Origin of the sequence: Longimicrobium sp. (assembly GCF_048594345.1) — a bacterium.
Classification (GTDB): domain Bacteria; phylum Gemmatimonadota; class Gemmatimonadetes; order Longimicrobiales; family Longimicrobiaceae; genus Longimicrobium.
Window position 1 is genome coordinate 1 of the sequence record NZ_JBMDXM010000263.1, and the last position, 18,001, is coordinate 18,001.

Annotated in this window: 21 protein-coding genes; 13 read left to right on the forward strand and 8 right to left on the reverse strand. The window is 70.0% G+C overall.

Features of this window, described 5'->3' with window-relative positions:
- Positions 1-411: 411 nt before the first annotated feature.
- The 6 genes from ACOJUJ_RS27805 to ACOJUJ_RS27830 all read right to left on the reverse strand — a co-directional run bounded on the left by ACOJUJ_RS27805 (position 412) and on the right by ACOJUJ_RS27830 (position 5,701).
- Positions 412-1,047 (reverse strand): hypothetical protein, encoded by a 636-nt coding sequence (locus ACOJUJ_RS27805; RefSeq protein ID WP_420130197.1) that lies wholly within the window; start codon positions 1,045-1,047, stop codon positions 412-414.
- A gap of 88 nt (positions 1,048-1,135) precedes the next feature.
- Positions 1,136-1,996, reverse strand: a complete 861-nt coding sequence (locus tag ACOJUJ_RS27810; protein ID WP_420130198.1) for a metallophosphoesterase — start codon at positions 1,994-1,996, stop codon at positions 1,136-1,138.
- A gap of 77 nt (positions 1,997-2,073) precedes the next feature.
- Positions 2,074-2,910 (reverse strand): prolipoprotein diacylglyceryl transferase, encoded by an 837-nt coding sequence (gene lgt, locus ACOJUJ_RS27815; RefSeq protein ID WP_420130199.1) that lies wholly within the window; start codon positions 2,908-2,910, stop codon positions 2,074-2,076.
- A gap of 393 nt (positions 2,911-3,303) precedes the next feature.
- On the reverse strand, positions 3,304-4,377 hold the full coding sequence (locus ACOJUJ_RS27820) for a M42 family metallopeptidase (protein ID WP_420130200.1): 1,074 nt from the start codon (positions 4,375-4,377) through the stop codon (positions 3,304-3,306).
- Between the two features lie 19 nt (positions 4,378-4,396).
- Complete coding sequence (locus ACOJUJ_RS27825; protein WP_420130201.1) at positions 4,397-4,585, reverse strand: hypothetical protein; 189 nt, start codon at positions 4,583-4,585, stop codon at positions 4,397-4,399.
- Positions 4,586-5,062: 477 nt separating this feature from the next.
- Positions 5,063-5,701 carry an NUDIX hydrolase gene (locus tag ACOJUJ_RS27830; protein ID WP_420130202.1) on the reverse strand — a complete coding sequence of 213 codons (639 nt, stop codon included), beginning with the start codon at positions 5,699-5,701 and terminating at the stop codon, positions 5,063-5,065.
- 141 nt (positions 5,702-5,842) lie between these two features.
- Here ACOJUJ_RS27830 and ilvA point away from each other — a divergent pair, with 141 nt between their 5' ends.
- The 3 genes from ilvA (at position 5,843) to ACOJUJ_RS27845 (ending at position 8,529) form a co-directional block, all read left to right on the forward strand.
- Positions 5,843-7,051, forward strand: coding sequence for a threonine ammonia-lyase (gene ilvA, locus ACOJUJ_RS27835; RefSeq protein WP_420130203.1), 1,209 nt, complete (start codon positions 5,843-5,845; stop codon positions 7,049-7,051).
- A 180-nt stretch (positions 7,052-7,231) separates the two neighbouring features.
- Positions 7,232-7,543, forward strand: a complete 312-nt coding sequence (locus ACOJUJ_RS27840; RefSeq protein WP_420130204.1) for an HNH endonuclease — start codon at positions 7,232-7,234, stop codon at positions 7,541-7,543.
- Positions 7,544-7,914: 371 nt separating this feature from the next.
- The gene (locus ACOJUJ_RS27845) at positions 7,915-8,529 is read left to right on the forward strand and encodes a hypothetical protein (RefSeq protein WP_420130205.1); all 615 of its coding nucleotides are present in this window, start codon (positions 7,915-7,917) and stop codon (positions 8,527-8,529) included.
- 100 nt (positions 8,530-8,629) lie between these two features.
- On the opposite strand, the gene hisIE is transcribed toward ACOJUJ_RS27845, so the two are convergent.
- Complete coding sequence (gene hisIE, locus ACOJUJ_RS27850; protein ID WP_420130206.1) at positions 8,630-9,301, reverse strand: bifunctional phosphoribosyl-AMP cyclohydrolase/phosphoribosyl-ATP diphosphatase HisIE; 672 nt, start codon at positions 9,299-9,301, stop codon at positions 8,630-8,632.
- A gap of 271 nt (positions 9,302-9,572) precedes the next feature.
- Between hisIE and otsB the strand changes: the two genes are divergently transcribed.
- The gene (gene otsB / locus ACOJUJ_RS27855; protein ID WP_420130207.1) at positions 9,573-10,361 is read left to right on the forward strand and encodes a trehalose-phosphatase; all 789 of its coding nucleotides are present in this window, start codon (positions 9,573-9,575) and stop codon (positions 10,359-10,361) included.
- Positions 10,362-10,400: 39 nt separating this feature from the next.
- Complete coding sequence (locus ACOJUJ_RS27860; RefSeq protein ID WP_420130208.1) at positions 10,401-10,826, forward strand: hypothetical protein; 426 nt, start codon at positions 10,401-10,403, stop codon at positions 10,824-10,826.
- A gap of 113 nt (positions 10,827-10,939) precedes the next feature.
- Here ACOJUJ_RS27860 and ACOJUJ_RS27865 read toward each other — a convergent pair whose 3' ends face one another.
- Complete coding sequence (locus ACOJUJ_RS27865) at positions 10,940-11,098, reverse strand: hypothetical protein (RefSeq protein WP_420130209.1); 159 nt, start codon at positions 11,096-11,098, stop codon at positions 10,940-10,942.
- A 170-nt stretch (positions 11,099-11,268) separates the two neighbouring features.
- Between ACOJUJ_RS27865 and hisZ the strand changes: the two genes are divergently transcribed.
- The 8 genes from hisZ to ACOJUJ_RS27905 all read left to right on the forward strand — a co-directional run bounded on the left by hisZ (position 11,269) and on the right by ACOJUJ_RS27905 (position 17,788).
- The gene (gene hisZ / locus ACOJUJ_RS27870) at positions 11,269-12,246 is read left to right on the forward strand and encodes an ATP phosphoribosyltransferase regulatory subunit (protein WP_420130210.1); all 978 of its coding nucleotides are present in this window, start codon (positions 11,269-11,271) and stop codon (positions 12,244-12,246) included.
- On the forward strand, positions 12,243-12,896 hold the full coding sequence (hisG, locus tag ACOJUJ_RS27875) for an ATP phosphoribosyltransferase (RefSeq protein ID WP_420130211.1): 654 nt from the start codon (positions 12,243-12,245) through the stop codon (positions 12,894-12,896). The genes hisZ and hisG overlap by 4 nt, the downstream gene beginning before the upstream one ends.
- 383 nt (positions 12,897-13,279) lie before the next feature.
- Complete coding sequence (hisD, locus tag ACOJUJ_RS27880; RefSeq protein ID WP_420130212.1) at positions 13,280-14,569, forward strand: histidinol dehydrogenase; 1,290 nt, start codon at positions 13,280-13,282, stop codon at positions 14,567-14,569.
- A gap of 106 nt (positions 14,570-14,675) precedes the next feature.
- Positions 14,676-15,080 (forward strand): DUF6941 family protein, encoded by a 405-nt coding sequence (locus ACOJUJ_RS27885; protein WP_420130213.1) that lies wholly within the window; start codon positions 14,676-14,678, stop codon positions 15,078-15,080.
- A gap of 493 nt (positions 15,081-15,573) precedes the next feature.
- Entirely contained in the window at positions 15,574-15,708 is a 135-nt protein-coding gene (locus ACOJUJ_RS27890) for a hypothetical protein (RefSeq protein WP_420130214.1), read from the forward strand.
- An 87-nt stretch (positions 15,709-15,795) separates the two neighbouring features.
- Positions 15,796-16,737, forward strand: a complete 942-nt coding sequence (locus tag ACOJUJ_RS27895; protein WP_420130215.1) for a DUF692 domain-containing protein — start codon at positions 15,796-15,798, stop codon at positions 16,735-16,737.
- The gene (locus tag ACOJUJ_RS27900) at positions 16,738-17,496 is read left to right on the forward strand and encodes a hypothetical protein (RefSeq protein WP_420130216.1); all 759 of its coding nucleotides are present in this window, start codon (positions 16,738-16,740) and stop codon (positions 17,494-17,496) included. It abuts the gene before it with no gap.
- A gap of 55 nt (positions 17,497-17,551) precedes the next feature.
- Positions 17,552-17,788 (forward strand): addiction module protein, encoded by a 237-nt coding sequence (locus ACOJUJ_RS27905; protein ID WP_420130217.1) that lies wholly within the window; start codon positions 17,552-17,554, stop codon positions 17,786-17,788.
- Positions 17,789-18,001: the final 213 nt, after the last annotated feature.

The window sequence follows — 18,001 nt, forward strand, 5'->3', positions numbered from 1 at the left end:
CCCCCCGGCCCCGGCGCCGCGCCCGGCACGCCGGGACGGGGCTTCAACTACATGGAACCGTCGGGACGCGTGCGGCGATGTCATTTCGAAGGAGCGCCGCGCGGAATCGGCGGCAACCTCCTGACCCGGCGCGCGACTGAGAAATCTACTCGCTGCTGCTCGTGTCAGTCGGCGCACTCCGCGCTCGCGGCTACAATCCGCGGAGGCGGATTTTGCGCCTTTCCAGTGGCGAATTGATTCGCTCCTGGACGGGCCGGCGCACCAATCCGTCCACCTGCGCCGCGACCCTGCATCAATCCTTGACGAACCTCTCCCGGTCCCGTGCGAGACAGTGCGGGCGGATCGTCATCTCGCCGCCTCCATTGAACCCATCGAGCACCGGAGCTCCTTCTGGATCCCGCCGCGTCCCGCTTACGGTACGCCGCCCGGGCCGGTGACGGTCACGGTCGCGCTGCCCACCAGGCCGCCGGGGCTGGTCGCGAAGACCTGGAAGGTGCCGGCGACCGGGCCGGCCGTGTAGAGGCCCGTGGCGCTCACCGCGCCGCCGGAGGCCGTCCAGGTGACGGTGAGGGGCTGGTCGGCGCCGTTGGAAAGGCGGCCGACGGCGGTGAACTGCGCCGTGCCTCCCGCAGGCACCGTCGCCGTCGCGGGGCTTACCACGACGGCCACCAGCGTGGGGTTGGTGCTGGGGACGGCCACGTTCACCGTCACCGTGTCCGCCACCCCGTTCTGCGCCCGCGCCACCACGCGAAACGCGCCCACCGTCTGCCCGGCGGTGAACAGACCGGCCGCGTTGATGCTGCCGCCGGTCGCGCTCCAGGTGACGGGGGCCGTGGTCGTGTCGCCGTCGCTCAGGACGGCGCGCGCCTGGAACTGCAGCGTGGCCCCGGCCTGCACCGTCTGCCCCTCCGGCGTCACCAGCACCTCCGCGACGGAGCGCGTGTTCGGCCCACCCACAAAGGGCCCGCTGGGCGTGTCGCAGGCGGCGGCAACCGCCAGGAACACCGCCGCAAAGGCTCCGGTCCAGCGAGGAGTACGCTGGTGCATGATCCACCCTCCGAGTCGTGATTCCGCGCGCGGAACGCCAGGGATCTCCAAGGCTCGCATCCGCCGTGCCGGGTTCTCCGTCCGCGGCCTACACCCACAGGGTGAACACCGCCACCTCCGGCCGCGCGCCCAGCCGCACCGGCACCATCGACGTGCCGATCCCGCGGCTGACGTACATCGGCGGCGCGCCCGGCTCGCGGAACCAGCCGCGCACGTACGGACCCGTCCCCCGCGGCAGAACGGGCGACCAGCCGAACAGGCTCACCTGCCCGCCGTGGGTGTGCCCCGAGAGCACCAGGGTGGCGTCCGCGACACTCACCCGCGGGGACGCGGGTACCTGGATTACCCGCGGCACCGCCATGCGGACGAGGCGGTCGCGGTGCTCCGGGCAGTGCGCCAGGACCACGTGTGCGTCCGCATCCAGCGAGCCGGCCAGCGCCTTCCACGCATCCGGCCGCCCGCCGACCAGGTCGTCGATCCCCGTCAGCCGGATGGAACGGCCGCCGGCCCGGTGCACGACGCGGTCGTTGATCAGCAGCCGGCAGTTCGCGGCGCGGTAGAGGGAATCGAGTTCGTCCAGGTTTACCCGCGCCCAGTGCTCCCAGTTGCCCAGGATGGCGTATCGGGGCACCGCGCGGTCCAGCATCCCCAGGAACCGCGACAGCTCGCCCAGCCGGTCCGCGCGGTCCACTGAATCACCCGTAAGGACGATGAAGTCGGGGGCGAGGCGATTGATCTCCACGGCGATCCGCCGGTGCATCCGCCCCACCTGCTGCAGGTGCAGGTCCGTCAGCTGGACGAAGCGCACCGCGCGCTGCTCCGGCGAGGTGCGCGCGTTCACGGCGTGATGCGTGAACTGCACGCGCCCCGGCTCGATGAGCCACGCGTCCCCCGCCAGCGCCGCTACCGCACCCCCGCCCGCCAGCGCGACAAAGCGGCGGCGGTTCATCCGCGCGAGAAAGCCGGCCGGCGGATCGTCTCCGCCGGCCGGCTCTACAGGGGTGGGATGTGTCCGGTGTCCGCCGCTCAGGCGCGCGCCACCTTGGCGGGCACCCGCTCACCGCGCTTCTGCAGCATCACGTAGAACGCCACCGCCGTACCGATCAGCAGCACGCTGATGAGCTGCGCCACCGAGAAGCCGCCGAGGAAACGATCGTCCTTGGCGCGGAAGATCTCCACGATGAACCGCTCCACCCCCGCAAGCCCCAGCCACAGAAAGAACAGGTGGCCCGGCGTGCTGGCCAGCCGCGGCCGCAGCCAGATGAGGATGGCCAGGATGATGAGCGTCATCCCCGTTTCGTACAGCTGCGTGGGGTGCACGGCCAGCACGGTGGAATCGGGCGTGGTCGCCGGGATGTCCACGCCGAACGCGCGCAGGTTGCCAGCGGTGGACGGAGGCGCGCCCCGCGGAAACGCGACGGCCCACGGGGCGTTGGTAGGCGCGCCGTAGTCGTCGCCGACCAGAAAGCAGCCTACGCGGCCGACGGCGTAGCCCACGGCCATCCCGGGCGCCACCGCGTCCGCGTACTTCCACACGGGGAGCTTGAGCTGCCACAGGCGAAAGAGCACGCCCAGCGCGCCGCCGATGAACCCGCCGTACCACACCAGCCCCGAGCGCGAGAGCAGCGCCCCCCACGGGTCCGCCGCCGTCTCGCCAAAGTGCAGGAGCAGGTAGTACACCTTGGCGCCCAGGATGCCGCAGATGGCGGCCCACCCGGCCAGGTCCCATGCGTACTCGGGGTTTTCGCCCTGCCGCTTGAGCGCGTTCGCCACGACCCACGCGGCGGCGAGGAACGCCAGCGCGATGGATGCGCCAAAGCTGGTAACCTGAAAGCCGCCGATCTCGAACAGGATGGGGAACATCGCCTGGGAAGGGGCTGAGAGGGATGGGTAACGCCGTACGCGCAGCGGTGCCCGGAGGCCCGGAACACCTGTCGTGCATAAACTTACGCCGATTTCGCCGTTCGGTAAAGGCGTGCGGGGGGATGATGCGGAGCGATCCTGCTCAGGCCGTAACCCTCGACATTGGCGCTGGCCACGGTTCCCCGGGCCACAGCCCGGGGCCAGGACGGCCATAAGCCCCGCCCTGGGCTCGCGGAGCTCGCCCGGCGGGGCTTCACCTGCTCGGGACGTCCAGGGCCGGCCCGCACCCTCACACCCTCACACCCTCACACCCTCACACCCTCACACCCTCACACCCTCACACCCTCACACCCTCACACCCTCACACCCTCACACCCTCACACCCTCACACCCTCAGCGCGGGATGAAGTCGTCCTCGTCGCGGATGTCGCGGCAAAAGGCGGCGATCAGCGCGACGGTGGCATCGACGTCGTCCAGCGACACGACCTCGTTGGGGCTGTGCATGTACCGGTTGGGGACCGAGATCACGGACGTCGCCACGCCGGCGCGCTGCAGGTAGAGGGCGTCGGCGTCGGTGGCGGTCTGGCGGGGGCTTGCCTGGATGGTGTAGGGAATGCCCTCGCGCTCCGCCGTTTCGGCCATCCGCTCGAACATGAGCGGGTGGATGGCGGAGCCGCGCGAAAGCACCGGCCCGCTGCCGATCTTGTGCTCGCCCTGCTGCTTCTTCTCCACCCCCGGCGCGTCCGTGGCGAACGTAAGATCCACGGCGATGGCGATGCGCGGATCCAGCCGGTACGCGGAGGGACGCGCGCCGCCGCCGCTGTAGCCGATCTCCTCCTGCGTGGTGGCCACCGCCGTCACCAGCGCCGCCGGCGCGTCGCCCTGGGAAAGCGTGCGCAGCACTTCCAGCACCACGTACGCGCCGATGCGGTTGTCCACGGCGCGGCTGGCGATCATCCGGTTGCCAAGCTCCACCATCTGCGTGTCCACCACGCCGGGGTCGCCCACGCGCACGCCGCGCTCCGTTGCGTCCGCGGCGTCGTTGGCGCCAATGTCCACCCACAGGTCGAAGATCTTGACCGCCTTTTCCTTCTCTTCGGCCTTGATCAGGTGGATCGGCTTCTTGCCCACCACGCCCACCACGTCGCCCTTGCGGGTAAGAAAGCGGATGCGCTGGCCCACCAGCACCTGCGGGTCCCATCCGCCAATGCCGTCCACGTACAGCATGCCGTCCTCGTCCACGTGCGTGACCATCAGCCCGATCTCGTCCACGTGGCCGGCCAGCATGATGCGCGGGCCGCCCTGGGTGCCCACGGTCGCGTACGAGTTGCCGGACACGTCCACGTCCACGTCCGTGGCAAACGTCTCGGCTTCGGCGCGCCACACGCGCGCGGCGGGCGTCTCGAAGCCCGACGGCGCGGCGACGTCGAGCAGCTTCCTGAGAAAGGAAAAGGAATGGTCGTCCATTGATCCGTCCGTGATGCGATCAGGGTTGGGTCCGTTGGGCGCGCGCTTCGGTGGCGCGCTGCACGTCGGGCGTGTAGGCGTGGTACAGGTGCTTGGCCAGGACCTCGGCCGCGTACACCTCCGGCGGCAGGTCCTCCAGCGCCGCCAGCGCGTGCAGCGCCTGGGCCTGGCGGGGCGTAAGCTGCAGCGTAATCGGCTCGTGCGGCATGCGGGGCTGATCTGAAAATGCGTGTCGGCGGTGCGGCCGGGTCCGTGCCGCCGCCTGATTCATTCACCAGGAAATGCCGCGTCCGCAACCGTGCGATTCAGGCGGGCGCCGTGCGCGTCGGCCTTGCCGGGCGAATAAATTCGCGGCAACAACTACACAAAGTCCACCTTCGTGGACTCGGCGGCCTGGCCGTGTGCGGCGTTCCACGCACCTGCGCGTCCGCAACCGCGTGGCGGCCGGCATCGCGTGTTTCGAAGCGCGTGGCGCTGGCGGCTACAGTCCGCGCAGGCGGACTTCGCGAATTTCCTGCGGCGAATTCATTCGCTCCTGGGGGGGACTCGCGATGTCCCAAGGCCGATGCATTCGCTCCTGAGGCGGACTCGCGATGTTCCAGGGTCGATTCATTCACGCCCGGTGCGGGCTCGGTGGCTCACCTTCGGGCCACGCTTCCGCGCGATTCTGGACGTCTCGCCGACCTCAGACCGTCCCCGCTCCGTCATCCACCGGATCCGCCTGCTCCGCCACCCGGCCGTACACGTCCAGAAAGGTGGTGAGGATGCGGTGGGTAAGGCCCCAGACCACGTATCCCCGTGCGCCGAACGCCGGAAAGCGCATCGGCGCGATCCCTTCCATCTCGTACAGGTGCTCGGTGACGGCGCCGGGACCCATCAGCTCGTGCACCGGAATCCACACGGCCGCGTCCACCTCGTGGTTGGGCACGGCATGGGCGTCCGCGGGAACGGCGAATACGAAGGGGCGAACCACGATGCCGGGTGCGCGCGACGACTGCGGCCACACCGGCTCCAGCGCGCCCAGCATCCGCCCCCCCGCGCGGACGTCGATCCCCACCTCCTCGTGCGTTTCGCGGGCCGCGGTGTCGGCCGGCCCGGGATCGTCGGCCTGCTCGCGGCCGCCGGGGAGCGCCACGTGGCCGGACCACGGGTCGCCCTCGCGCTGGGCGCGGCGGATGAGCAGCAGCTCCAGCCCCTCGGGCCCGGGCCGCAGCAGCACGGCGACCGCGGCGCGGGGAAGGCCGGGATCGTGCGCCGGCTCCTCGTAGCCGCGGCTGGCGAGTGCGTCCGCCAGCGCGGCAAGCAGGGAGTGGTCGGGCGTCACGGCTGCGGCTTTCTCTCGCTTCGGCCCATCGGGAGCGGTACGGGGGGTCCGCTTGCCCCCGGCGAGACGGGAGGTTATCACATCAGGTTCGCTCTGGCAACCATTCTGTCCACAAAGCCCGCAAACGTTCACACGCCGCGCATGGTTACCCTTCAGGACGTTCTCGACGCCCGCGCCCGCATTGCGGGGCAGGTGGTTCTCACCCCCTGCACCCCGTCCGAGACGTTCGGCGAAATGTTTGGGGGGCACGCCTGGTTCAAGTTCGAGAACCTGCAGCGCACCGGCAGCTTCAAGGAGCGCGGCGCGCTTAACCGCATGCTGCTGATCCCCGAGGCCGAGCGCGCCCGCGGCGTGATCGCGGCCAGTGCGGGCAACCACGCGCAGGGGGTGGCGTACCACGCGGCGCGGCTGGGCATTCCCGCCACCATCGTGATGCCGCAGCGCACGCCGCTGGTCAAGGTAACGGCGACGGAGAGATACGGGGCGCGCGTGGTGCTGCACGGCTCCGTCTACGACGAGGCGATGGCCGAGGCGCTGCGCATTCAGCACGAGGACGGGCAGACGCTCATCCCCCCGTTCGACGACCCGGCCATCATCGCGGGGCAGGGGACGATCGGGCTGGAGCTGCTGGAGCAGGTGCCGCAGATGGACGTGGTGGTGTGCGGGGTGGGCGGTGGCGGCATCATCTCCGGCATTGCGCTGGCCATCAAGGAGATGCGGCCCGAGGTGCGCGTCATCGGCGTGGAGTCGGCGGCGCTGCCGGCGGCGCTACGGGCGCGCGAGGCGGGGCATCCCGTCGTTATCCCCCGCGCGGAGACAATCGCCGAGGGGATCGCGGTGCGAAAGATCGGCGACGCCACCTTTCCCCACATCGAGCGCTACGTGGACGAGCTGGTGACGGTGAGCGAGGAGGAGATCGCGGCCGGGGTGCTGCTGCTGCTGGAGCGGGAAAAGACGGTGGCGGAGGCGGCGTGCGCCACCACGGTGGCGGCGGTGTGCGGCGGGCACGTGGCGGGGGTGAAGGGAAAGAACGTGGTGATGGTGCTGAGCGGCGGCAACATTGACGTGACGCTGATGTCGCGCATCATCGAGCGCGGGCTGGTGCAGGACGGCCGCCGCACGCACATGCGGGTGCGGGTAAAGGACCGTCCCGGTGCGCTGGCGGCGCTCACGGCGCTGCTGGCGGAGGTGGGCGCCAACGTCCAGAAGCTGGACCACAACCGCGCCATGGCGGACCTGTGGGTGACGGACGCGGAGATCGACCTTACGCTGGAAACGCGCGGCCGCGCCCACGTCGGCGAGATAGTCGAGCGGCTGACGGAGGCCGGGTACGAGGTGCAGCCGGGGTGATTCCGAAGCGTCGCCCGCAGGCCTGCAAGGGCGAATGAATTCGCTGCAACGACTACACGAAATCCGCCTTCGCGGATTGGCGGTGGTCGGGATGGCGGAAGGTTCGGTGAGCGCCAACAGCCTGGGAATCGCCCGCACTTCTCCCCCTTCACGGGGCAGCAACGGCCTTGGTAGCGAACGATGATTCACCCTGAGGACCGGTCCCTGCGCGAGCGCATCTTTGCGCGGGACGAGTACCGGTGCGTGTACTGCGGGCTGCCGTTTCCCGGCGAGCAGCTTTCGCTGGACCACGTGCAGCCGCGGATGCGCGGCGGCGACAACTCCGAGGGCAACCTCGTCACCGCCTGCCACGCCTGCAACACGCGCAAGGGCTCGCTTCCGGCGTGGGCGTTCCTGGCGGAGCTGCCCGACGAGCGCGCCAACTTTCTGCGCTACGCCACCGCCGTGTGGCCGCGCCACATCCGCGCCATCCGCGAAGCTGTGAAGGTCTGATCCCGTCGTTTTGTGTGATTTGCGTCCTGCAGGATTGTTTGCCGCTCCGTCGCGCCATCCGCTATGGCACGACGTTTTTGCTTTCCGTGCCGGATTTCACGGGATCCGCACTGATGGGCCTATTTACGCCGCCAGGTTTCTACGGCGACACCGGTGGGGGATCCGCGTATCTGCTTGGGATGCCGATGTTTTCGCGGGATGGATGCGGATACGGCACAAACGGACGGCGGATCGGGTGTCTGCTGCACAATATCCGTCTGCTGGCGCTCACCTTGCATAGGGCGATGGGTGCCGGTTCCGCGGTCGCGGTAGCGCGGATGGCGCTACCGACCGGCCGCAAAAGTGGTTCGCAAACCGGAGGGAGTGGTACTGTGGCGCGCAGCAGGATGCAGCAGATCGAGCGCACGCTCGGCATGGCCACACGGTTCCTGGACGAGGTGAGGGGAGACATTGGACGCGCGGCGCTGGAGGGGGCTGACATCCCCCCGCGCCTGCGGAGCGTCCACGAAAAGCCGGGGCACGCGACGCCGGAGTTCCGCACCGTCGCCATCCCGGTTCCCGACGGGCTGGGGTGCGTTCCGCCGGATATTCTGTCGGGCACCATCGCCAAGTACGCGCAGACCCGAAAGCCGGACTGCCTGATGCTGGCGATGGAGGCGGAGATGGATGCCAACGGGGAGGGAAGCCGCACGGTGCTGATCGCCGAGGCGCGCGACCGCACGGGGACGCGGATGTACTGGATGCAGCCGTACAGCCCCGCCGGCTCGCGCGTGGACTGGGACGAGCCGCTCACCGGCGGCTGGTGCGATCCCGGCGAGGCGGAGATGATCCTGGACGCCGCCTTCAAGCGCGGCGAGGCGGCGCGCCTGCGGCCGGATGCAGCCGGCGCCACGCCCGAGGAGCGCGCCCGCCGCGAGATCCGCCGCCAGACGCCCATGGAAGACCGCGAGGTGCCGCTGGCGGGAATGGCGAGCCGGGCGGATTAGGAACGGGCAGGTTCAAGGTGCAAGTCGAAGTGCCCAGTACCCGGATCCGCGGGCACTGGGCACTTTCACTTGAACCTTGAACCCGGGCACTGCCGTTTCTTCAGCTTCCGTCCGCGGCGCGCGTGGGTCCGGGCTTTGGCCGCGGCGCCGCGCCAAAGCGGCGCTCCAACTCGCCCCATACCTCGCCGGCGTCCAGGCCGCGGGCGCGCCACAGCACCATCAGGTGAAACAGCAGGTCCGCGGATTCCGACCGCAGCTCCGCGTTGTCCTCGTTCTTGGCCGCGATGATGGTCTCCGCCGTCTCTTCGCCCAGCTTCTTGAGGATCTTGTCGGGCCCCTGCGCGAACAGGTAGGTGGTGTACGAGCCCTCCGGCCGCTCGCGCTCGCGGTCGGCGATGATCTCCTCCAGCCGCGCCAGCATGGGCCGGGGATCGCCCGCCTCCGGCAGATCATCCTCTCCCAGGCGATAGAAGCAGCTGCGCTCGCCCGTGTGGCACGCGGGTCCGGTCTGCCGTACGCGGTACAGCACGGCGTCGGCGTCGCAGTCCACGCGCACGTCCACCACCTCCTGCGCGTGGCCGCTGCTCTCGCCCTTCATCCACAGCGCACCGCGCGAGCGGCTCCAGTAGTGGGCGCGGCCGGTGTCGCGGGTGCGCTGCAGCGCCTCGCGGTTGGCCCACGCCAGCATGAGCACCTCGCCCGTGCGCGCGTCCTGCGCGACGACGGGTACCAGGCCGCGCTCGTCGAAGGTGATGCTGTCGATCCAGGGCATGCGTAGGGGCGTGTGGTTGCGTTTTGATGCGAGGGGGACAGGTTACAGGCAGGGAAGGGAATAGGGAATAGGGCCCCCTCCCCCGGCCCCTCCCCGCTCGTTCCTCGCGGAGAGGGGAGAACCCGATCCCGCCGGGAAGGTTCGGCACACACCACCCCTCCCCCGGGGTTGGGGAAGGGGTCGACCGCCGTCGCGAGGAACGAGCGAAAGGCTGGTCGGGGGAGAGGGCCCCCGCCGGCACGATCCGCCATCCGAACCGCACCAGCCTCGTATGCAGCACGCACTCGAACGGGTACCCGTCTGGACCGCCGCCTGGCGCGCCTCCGGGCAGATCGTGCTCCTCCTGGATTTCGATGGCACGCTGGCGCCGATCGTGGACCGGCCGGAGCTGGCGGCGATGCCGGACGGCACCCGCGCCGCGCTGGACCGGCTGATGGCGATGGAGGGCGTGACCGTCGCCGTTGTGAGCGGGCGGGGGCTGGCGGACGTGCGGGAGCGCGCGGGCATCCCCGGCATTGCGTACGCGGGGAACCACGGGATGGAGATCGAGGGCGCCGGGCTGCGCCGCATCCACCCCGAAGCCGCCGCCGCACGCCCGCTGCTGGAGGCCGTCGCGGCGGTCATCGAGCCCGCGCTGGAGGGGATCGACGGCGCGTTCCTGGAAGACAAGGGGCTCACGCTCAGCATCCACTATCGCCTTGCCCCCGACCACGCGGAGGAGGTGCGCGAGATTGTGCTGGAGGCGGCGGAGGGGCGTCCGGAACTGGAGGTGTTCGAGGGGAAGATGATCGTGGAGGTGCGGCCGCGCGTGGAGTGGCACAAGGGCAAGGCCGTGCTCTTTCTGCTCGACCAGATGCGCCCGCCGGCCGATGCGCCCGTCCTGTATCTGGGCGACGACCGGACGGATGAAGACGCGTTCCACGCGCTTGCGGAGCGGGGGCACGCCGCGGAAGGCATCCTGATCGCCGAGCAGCCGTCGTCGGAATCCGCCGCCACGAGCTGGCTGCGCAGACCGGCGGAGGTCGGCGCGCTGTTCCAGGCGATGGCGGCTGCGTACTGATCTCGAAATCCGCGTATCGCGATGCATCCACCGATCCCGATGACGCTGCCCCGGCGCTCGCTGCACCGGCGGGTGTTCGTGCTGGCGGGCGCTTACAACATCACGTGGGGGATCTATTCGGCTCTGGATCCGCAGTGGCTGTTCCGCGTGGCGGGGATGCCGCCGCTGAACCACCCGGAGATCTTCGCCTGCCTGGCGATGGTCATCGGGCTGTATGGCCTGCTTTATCTCGAGGTCGCGCGCGTGCCGGAGCGCGGCTGGCTGCTGGCGGCGGTGGGTTTGATGGGCAAGGTGCTGGGGCCGATCGGGCTGCTCGTCCTGATCGCGAGCGGCAGCTGGCCGTGGCAGACCATCGTCCTCTGCGTGACGAACGACTTCATCTGGTGGATCCCCTTCGCCCTGTACCTGCGCGACGCCTGGCCCGCCTTCCGCGCCGACCTGCGCGCCACGCCGATCAGCGGCTGACCGTCGTCATCGCCCGCTATTCCCTATTCCCTATTCCCTATTCCCTGTCTCCTGAAACGAAAACGGCGGGCCCCCGAAGAAGCCCGCCGCTCACGTTCAGTCCTGCGCCCGCGTCAGACCGGGCGACGGCCGGTGATGACGCGCCAGGCGATGATGATCACCGCGATGATCAGCAGGATCCACGCGATGTCGGCCAGGGCGCCGATCACGCCGCCCACGCCCAGCAGGGCCACGAGAAGCAGCACGACGCCGATGATGAGCAGAATGTCCACGGTCGTTCTCCGGTTTTCCAGGTGAGTCCTTGGGTACTTCACCTTCACATGCCGGGGGTAGTAGCACCTACCGTGCCATATCGGGAAAGTGTTTCATCGTGGGCATGGCGTAAAGGCTTTGTCCATCCGGGATTGCCCGGCCCCGCGCAGGGCTGGTATCTTTGCGGGCTATGCCCACGACCAGACTGGCGCAGGTGCCGCCCGGATCGCAGGACCTGCTCGCCGCCGACGTACGACGCCGGCGGCGGGTTCAGCGCGTGTGGTTCGAGCTGGCGGAGGCGGCGGGATACAGTGAGGTGATTCCGCCCACCTTTGAATACGAAGAGGTGTTCACGCGCGCCGGCACCAAGCTGGCCAGCGAGCTCATCCGCTTTGTGGATCGCGACGGGCGGCTGGTGGCGCTGCGGGCGGACTTTACCAGCGCCATCGCGCGCATGGCCGCCACTCGCCTGCGCGACGAGCCGCCGCCGCTGCGCCTGTCGTACGCCGGCAAGGTGTACCGCCAGCGCCCCGAGGGCGGCGGCCACGCGCGCGAAACCTTTCAGCTGGGCGCGGAACTCCTGGGGAGCGCGGGTGCGGACGCCGACGTGGAGGTGCTGCGGACGGTGATCACCCTGCTGCGCGCGCTGGAGATCGGCGAGTTCCAGATCAACCTGGGCGACATCCGCTTCGTGCGGCCGCTGCTGGCGGGGCTCGAGCCGGACGAGGCCGAAGCGCTGCGCACCGCCATCGACCGCAAGGACCGCGCGGCGCTGGCGGATGGCGCGCGGCGCTACGGCGCGCCGGCCGCCGTTGCCCGCGCGCTGGTGGAGCTTCCGGAGCTGATCGGGCGCGGCGAGGTGCTGCTGCGGGCGCGGTCGCTGGCCAGCGGGCCCGACGCGGAGGCCGCCATCGAGCGGCTGCGCGCCATCGACGCGCTGCTGACGGAAGACGAGCGGGCGCACGTGGTGTACGACCTGGGCGAGATTCGCGGGCTGGGGTACTACACGGGGATCCAGTTCGAGGTGTTCGTGGGTGGCGCCGGCCGCGCGGTGGCGTTCGGCGGGCGCTACGACGACCTGCTGGCGCTGTACGGGATGGATCGTCCGGCGGTGGGGTTTGCGATGGAGACGGACGCGCTGGCCGAGCTGCTGGGGGAGGGCTCGTGAGCCGGCCGCTGCGCATCGCGCTTCCCAAGGGGCGGATGATGGACGAGGCGCTGCTCCTGTTCGAGCGCCTGGGCTCCATCATCGACCCGGCCGCCCGCGACTCGCGGCGGCTCATTCTGCCCAGCGCGGACGGCCGCTTCGAGTTTTTGCCGGTGAAGAGCGGCGACGTGCCGGTCTACGTGGAGGCCGGCGTGGCGGACGCCGGAGTCGCGGGGAGCGACGTGCTGGACGAGCGCGAGCCGGACGTGCTGCGGCCGCTGGACCTGGGCTTTGGCGGGTGCGCGCTGGCCGTGGCGGCGCCCCGCGACGCGTCGTATCCGTACCTTCCCGGCGGCGGGATGCCGCGCGTGGCCACCAAGTACGTGGAAAGCGCGCGCCGCCACTTTGCGGGAAAGGGGATGCAGGTCGAGCTGATCCACATCTCTGGCTCGGTGGAACTGGCGCCGCTGCTGGGGCTGGCGCACTGGATCGTGGACCTGGTGCAGACCGGGCGCACGCTGGCGGAGAACGGCCTCGTCGTCGTCGAAGAAGTTTCCCGCAGCAGCGCGCGCCTGATCGTGAACCGCGCCAGCCACAAGCTGCGGCTGGAAGAGCACCAGCGGCTGATCGCTGACCTGGCCGGTGCGGTGGAGCGCGGCGAAGTGCGGTAGCGCGAAAGTGCGAAAGTAAGGGAGTGCGGCGGGAGAGGTCGATGGCGCTTCGGCGGGTTTGTGGAAAGGCAGGGTTTTACGGCGTCGCGCTGCGCGCGGACCCCTCACCCCCGGCCCCTCTCCCGCAAACAGCGCGGGAGAGGGGTGACGCGAGCGTCCAGCCGCGGAGTGGCGGGGCCGGGTGGTGCGCGTGGGACCAGCGGCGGCACCCGGGGCTGGCGGTTCCGCGATGGAGCCGGCGGTAACGCCAACCCCTCCCCCAAGGTTTGGGGAGGGTCGACCGCCGTCGCGAGGAACGAGCGAAAGGCCGGTCGGGGGAGAGGGCCCGCTCCGGCGCGGCGAACGTTGTTGATCTGTTGATCTTCGATCTGAATCGAATCCAAGTGCCTGATATCAGGACCCTGCGCGTTGCGCCGCCCTTCCGCGAGCTGCGGGAGATGGCGGCGGCTGCTTCTACGGACGATCCGGCGCTGCGCGACGCGGTCGCCGGCATTCTGCGCGACGTCGCGTCGCGTGGGGACGCGGCGCTGCTGGAGTACACGGCGCGCTTCGACCACTTTGACGCGGGCGGCGCGGCGGGGCTGCGCATTGGCGCGGATGCGCTGGCGCAGGCGGCGGCTTCGGTGGATGCGCAGCTGCTGGACTCGCTGCGGCGCGCGGCGGAGAACATCCGCCGCTTTCACGAGCGGCAGCGCGAGCACGGCTTTATGGACATCGAACCCGACGGCACCGTGCTGGGGCAGCGCGTTGCGCCGCTGCGGCGCGTGGGGATCTACGTTCCCGGCGGCCGCGCGGCGTATCCATCGTCCGTGCTGATGAACGCCATCCCCGCCTCCGTGGCGGGGGTGGACGAGATCGCCATGGTCACGCCCACACCCGGCGGCGAGGTGCTTCCCGTCGTCCTGGCCGCCGCGCACGTGGCGGGGGTGACGGAGGTGCTGCGGATCGGCGGGGCGCAGGCGGTGGGCGCGCTGGCGTACGGCACCGAAAGCATCGACCGCGTGGACAAGATCGTGGGACCCGGCAACAAGTGGGTCGCCGAGGCCAAGCGCCAGGTGTTCGGCGCCGTCGACATCGACATGGTGGCCGGTCCGTCGGAGATCCTGGTGATCGCGGACGAGCACGCCGACCCCGTGCACGTGGCCGCGGACCTGATCGGCCAGGCGGAGCACGACCCGGACGCCATCGCCTGGCTGGTGACGACGTCGGCGGAGCTTGCCGCGCGCGTGCCGGGCGAGATCGACCGCCTGCTGGAGCGCAACCCGCGGCGCGACGTGGCGCGCGCCGCGCTGCAGGCCAACGGCGCCATCGTGATCGTCGACTCGCTGGCCGACGCGGCCGCCGTGGCCGACCTGCGCGCGCCGGAGCACCTGGAGCTGCTGGTGCAGGAGCCGCTGCTGCTGGCGGGAAGCATCCGCAACGCGGGCGCGATCTTTCTGGGCTCCAGCAGCCCGGAGCCCATGGGCGACTACTTCGCCGGTCCCAACCACGTGCTGCCCACGGGCGGCACGGCGCGCTTCGCCAGCCCGCTGGGCGTGTACGACTTCGTCAAGCGCACCAGCCTGATTGGCCTTTCCGCCGCCCGCCTGCGACGCGACGCCGCCGACGTCATCCGCCTTGCCGAGTCGGAAGGGCTGTTCGGGCACGCGGAGGCGGTGCGGGTACGGCTTTGAAAGAAGTGCGTGAGTGCGGAAGTGCGGTAGTGACGCTATCCGCTGTTACTCACGCACTCACGCACTTCCGCACTTACGCACTCTCTACTGACTTCAGAGGATTCCGGTGAAGGTTCTGTATTCCGTCATCGCCGAAGACGCACAGCTGCGCAACGACGGGCGCATGGACGTGCACGGCGTCTTTCACGAGCTGTACGCGCGCGGCTTTCCCGCGCAGCAGGAGCGGCTCACGCTGGTGACCACCATCGAGTGGGACGCCAGCGAGCGTGGCGCCATCGACTTTGCCGTCAATCTGCTGGACCCCGATCGCGGGCCCGTGCTCACCATCAACGCGCAGACCCAGGTGGAGGACCAGTACGCCGTCCACCGCCCGGCCCGCACCCAGATGGCCATCCCCATCGACCAGCTCATCTTTCCCCGCGCCGGCGAGTACGAGTTCGAACTCACCGTTGGCGACACCAGGCAGGCGCTCGCCCCGATCTACCTGATCGAAGATCCGGACGCGCACTGATCGCGAATCCGTAAACGAGCACCGTTGCAGTCCGATGGCCGCGGCGCATCCACGCGCCGCGGCCGCTTCGTTTCCCCCGCCGTACGTTCTCGCCGCTGCACGTCCCGCCTCCAGACGATATCCAGACGTTCGACCCCCGCTCCACCGTGGGTGCGGAGATCCCGTATCCGTCGCTCATTTTCGCCCACTACGCACACGCATCCACATTAGTCCCGCGATCCCGACGACGATCACCGTGAAGCGGAAAATTGTCTGCGGCGTGGTTGGAGAGGGAGGATGAGGAACAGGATGCAGCCGTAGAGCGCGAGGAAATCGGGAATGAACCGTAGCCGGTCCTCTCTCGTGCCGCTCATCTGGGGCGGTCTTAGGTTGCAGATGTGAAAAGTTTCCCGTTCACTGATGTATACGTTTCACGACGGTATTGCTTTGTGGGGTAATCTTGACTATCGTCCCTGCGCAGTCCACGAGACGACCCTCACTCAAGGAGCACCTCATGGCCGAGACGAGCAAGCCTTACGAGCCGTACGATCCGTACGATCCGGTCGACCCGACCAACTGCCCCACCTGCCGCTCGGGCTTCCAGCCGATCGATCCGGGGTACGAGGACGCGATCGATCCCGCGTACTGAGCCGTACCCGCCGCCGCTCCGCCTGTCCGGCGAGCGGCGGCGGCCATTCTGATTCGATGCACGCGCCGCACCCGGATGGAGCTCGACATGGACACCGCCACCTTCGCCGCGCCCACCCCCGTCCGTTCGCAGCTGCGGGCGCTGCCCCGGCTGGGCGTGGGGCTGCTATACGTGCCTTCGCTGCCGCGCTTCATCCGCGAGCACGTGGAGGCGCTGGATTACATGGCCATCGTCCCCGACCGCTTCTGGGTGGATGACGGACCCGGCGCCGGCCCGCGCTTTCGCGACTTCGACCGCCAGGTGGAGCTGCTGGACTGGGTGGCCGCCCGCAAGCCGATCGTGGGGCACTCCGTGGGCCTGTCCATCGGCAGCGCCGACCTGTTCGACGTGGAGCACGTGGAGCAGGTGGCGCGCTGGCAGGCCCGCTACGGCTTTCCCTGGCACAGCGACCACCTGTCGTTCAACCGGCTGCCCGGCATGGACGCGCACAGCGAGGAGGCGGGGCTCGCCATCCCGGTGCCGTACGACCGCGAGGTGCTGGAGATGATCACGGAGCGCGTGCTGCGGGTGCGCGAGATTGTCCCCGTGCCGTTTCTGCTGGAAAACAACGTGTACTACGTGGACCTGCCCGGGCAGGAGATGACGGAGCCCGAGTTTCTGGACGGGCTGTGCGACCGCGGCGGGTGCGGGCTGCTGCTGGACATCCACAACGTGTACGTGAACTCGGTGAACCACGGCTTTGACGCGCGCGAGTTCCTGGGCGCGGTGGACCTGCGCAACGTGGTGGAGGTGCACATCGCCGGCGGCAGCGAGATCGCGGGGATGTACACCGACTCGCACGCCGGACCGGTGGCGGGGCCCGTGTGGGACCTGCTGGACGAGGTGGTGGAGCGCGCGCCCAACCTGTGCGGCATCACCTTTGAGTTCGAGGACCACTACCTGCCGGCGCTGGGCGGCCACGACGGGGTGCTGCGCGAGCTTGAGCGCGCCCGCCAGGCGTGGGCCCGCCGCCCCGCCGCGGAGGGCTGAGTGTCGCTGGTTGCGTTCCAGCGGGCCATCTGCGACATGGCCGCCCGGCCCGCCCTGTGCCGGCGCCTGCTGGACGAAGGCGCGGTGGTGCTGGCCGGCTACGACCTTACGCCCATCGAGGTGCAGCGGCTGCTGAGCGCGGCGGACCAGCGGGGAATGCGGATGAACTGCATGCTCTACCGCAACGGCCGCCTGTCGCCGCTGGTCTCGCAGCTCCCCGGCACCTTTCACCTCCTGGGCTTTGGCCTGCGCGAGGTGGCGGAGGCGTTCTGGGTGGAAAATCCGAAAGTGCCGCGCGGCGTCCCGGGCGAGATGCGCCGCTTTGCCGCGTTTCTGCGCCGCCGCATGGCCCAGGGCGCGCTGCGGGAGCCGCTGCTGGGCGAGGTGCTGGACTGGGAGATGGAGACGTACGAGCTGGCGCTTCTTCCTCCCGAGCGCACCCGGGCCTCCGTAGCCGAGGCGGCCGAGCGCGCCCGTCCCGACGCGCCGCTGCGCCCGCACCCGCTGGTGGGCGTCGCGCGCTTCAGCCGCGAGCCGTTCGCCGTGGTCCGCGCGCTGGCCGAAAAGCGCCCGCCGCCGTACGACCACGCCCAGCCCGGCGAGTACCACGTGCTGGTGGACTTTCGCGGCGTGCAGCGCGCCCTCACGCCGCTGGATGCCTCCGTCGCCGCCGCCTTCCGCGCCCTGCGCGCCGGCGAGTCGCTGGCCCCCGAATCCGCCGCGCCGCTGGTAGAGCAGGGGCTGGCCGTCGCGGCGTGAGTCCGGAACTCAAAGCAGGCTTGTCGGTGGATGTACCCGGGGTTTATCCTTCGGTATGGACACCATCACCGTATCCGACCTGCTCCATCTGAGCGTCGCCGAGCGGATCCAGCTCGTCGCAGACCTGTGGGACAGCGTGGCTGCCGAGGCGGCTCTGCATCCCGAGCGGCTTCCGGTAAGCGACGCACGGCGTACCGAGCTCCTCCGCCGTTCTGAGGCGCACCGGCGTAATCCGCACGAAGCGGTACTACTGGACGACGCTCTGGACGAGATCGAACGCTCACTGGGGTGAGCGCTCACCGCTACCGGCTCGTCATCCGTCCCGAGGCACGTGCCGAGGTGGCGGAGGCGGCCAACTGGTATGACCCTCGGTTATTCACGTAGCTCCAGGTATGCCGTCGCGGAGCTTTGCGGCTACGCGCGGCGAGGTGCACAGCTGGTCGATGGCTCTCGCGGGCACGTGGCCCCTTTCCCCACAGGTATCCGGGAGGAATCGTGGCGTCTC

What these genes read in the sequence shown, in the direction of transcription:
- ACOJUJ_RS27840 (WP_420130204.1), top strand. Translation starts at nt 7,232, where the DNA reads ATGATTCACCCTGAGGACCGGTCCCTGCGCGAGCGCATCTTTGCGCGG.
- ACOJUJ_RS27860 (WP_420130208.1), top strand. Translation starts at nt 10,401, where the DNA reads ATGACGCTGCCCCGGCGCTCGCTGCACCGGCGGGTGTTCGTGCTGGCG.
- lgt (WP_420130199.1), bottom strand. Translation starts at nt 2,910, where the DNA reads ATGTTCCCCATCCTGTTCGAGATCGGCGGCTTTCAGGTTACCAGCTTT.
- otsB (WP_420130207.1), top strand. Translation starts at nt 9,573, where the DNA reads ATGCAGCACGCACTCGAACGGGTACCCGTCTGGACCGCCGCCTGGCGC.
- ilvA (WP_420130203.1), top strand. Translation starts at nt 5,843, where the DNA reads ATGGTTACCCTTCAGGACGTTCTCGACGCCCGCGCCCGCATTGCGGGG.
- ACOJUJ_RS27805 (WP_420130197.1), bottom strand. Translation starts at nt 1,047, where the DNA reads ATGCACCAGCGTACTCCTCGCTGGACCGGAGCCTTTGCGGCGGTGTTC.
- ACOJUJ_RS27905 (WP_420130217.1), top strand. Translation starts at nt 17,552, where the DNA reads ATGGACACCATCACCGTATCCGACCTGCTCCATCTGAGCGTCGCCGAG.
- hisZ (WP_420130210.1), top strand. Translation starts at nt 11,269, where the DNA reads ATGCCCACGACCAGACTGGCGCAGGTGCCGCCCGGATCGCAGGACCTG.
- ACOJUJ_RS27825 (WP_420130201.1), bottom strand. Translation starts at nt 4,585, where the DNA reads ATGCCGCACGAGCCGATTACGCTGCAGCTTACGCCCCGCCAGGCCCAG.
- ACOJUJ_RS27890 (WP_420130214.1), top strand. Translation starts at nt 15,574, where the DNA reads ATGGCCGAGACGAGCAAGCCTTACGAGCCGTACGATCCGTACGATCCG.
- ACOJUJ_RS27810 (WP_420130198.1), bottom strand. Translation starts at nt 1,996, where the DNA reads ATGAACCGCCGCCGCTTTGTCGCGCTGGCGGGCGGGGGTGCGGTAGCG.
- hisIE (WP_420130206.1), bottom strand. Translation starts at nt 9,301, where the DNA reads ATGCCCTGGATCGACAGCATCACCTTCGACGAGCGCGGCCTGGTACCC.
- ACOJUJ_RS27820 (WP_420130200.1), bottom strand. Translation starts at nt 4,377, where the DNA reads ATGGACGACCATTCCTTTTCCTTTCTCAGGAAGCTGCTCGACGTCGCC.
- ACOJUJ_RS27895 (WP_420130215.1), top strand. Translation starts at nt 15,796, where the DNA reads ATGGACACCGCCACCTTCGCCGCGCCCACCCCCGTCCGTTCGCAGCTG.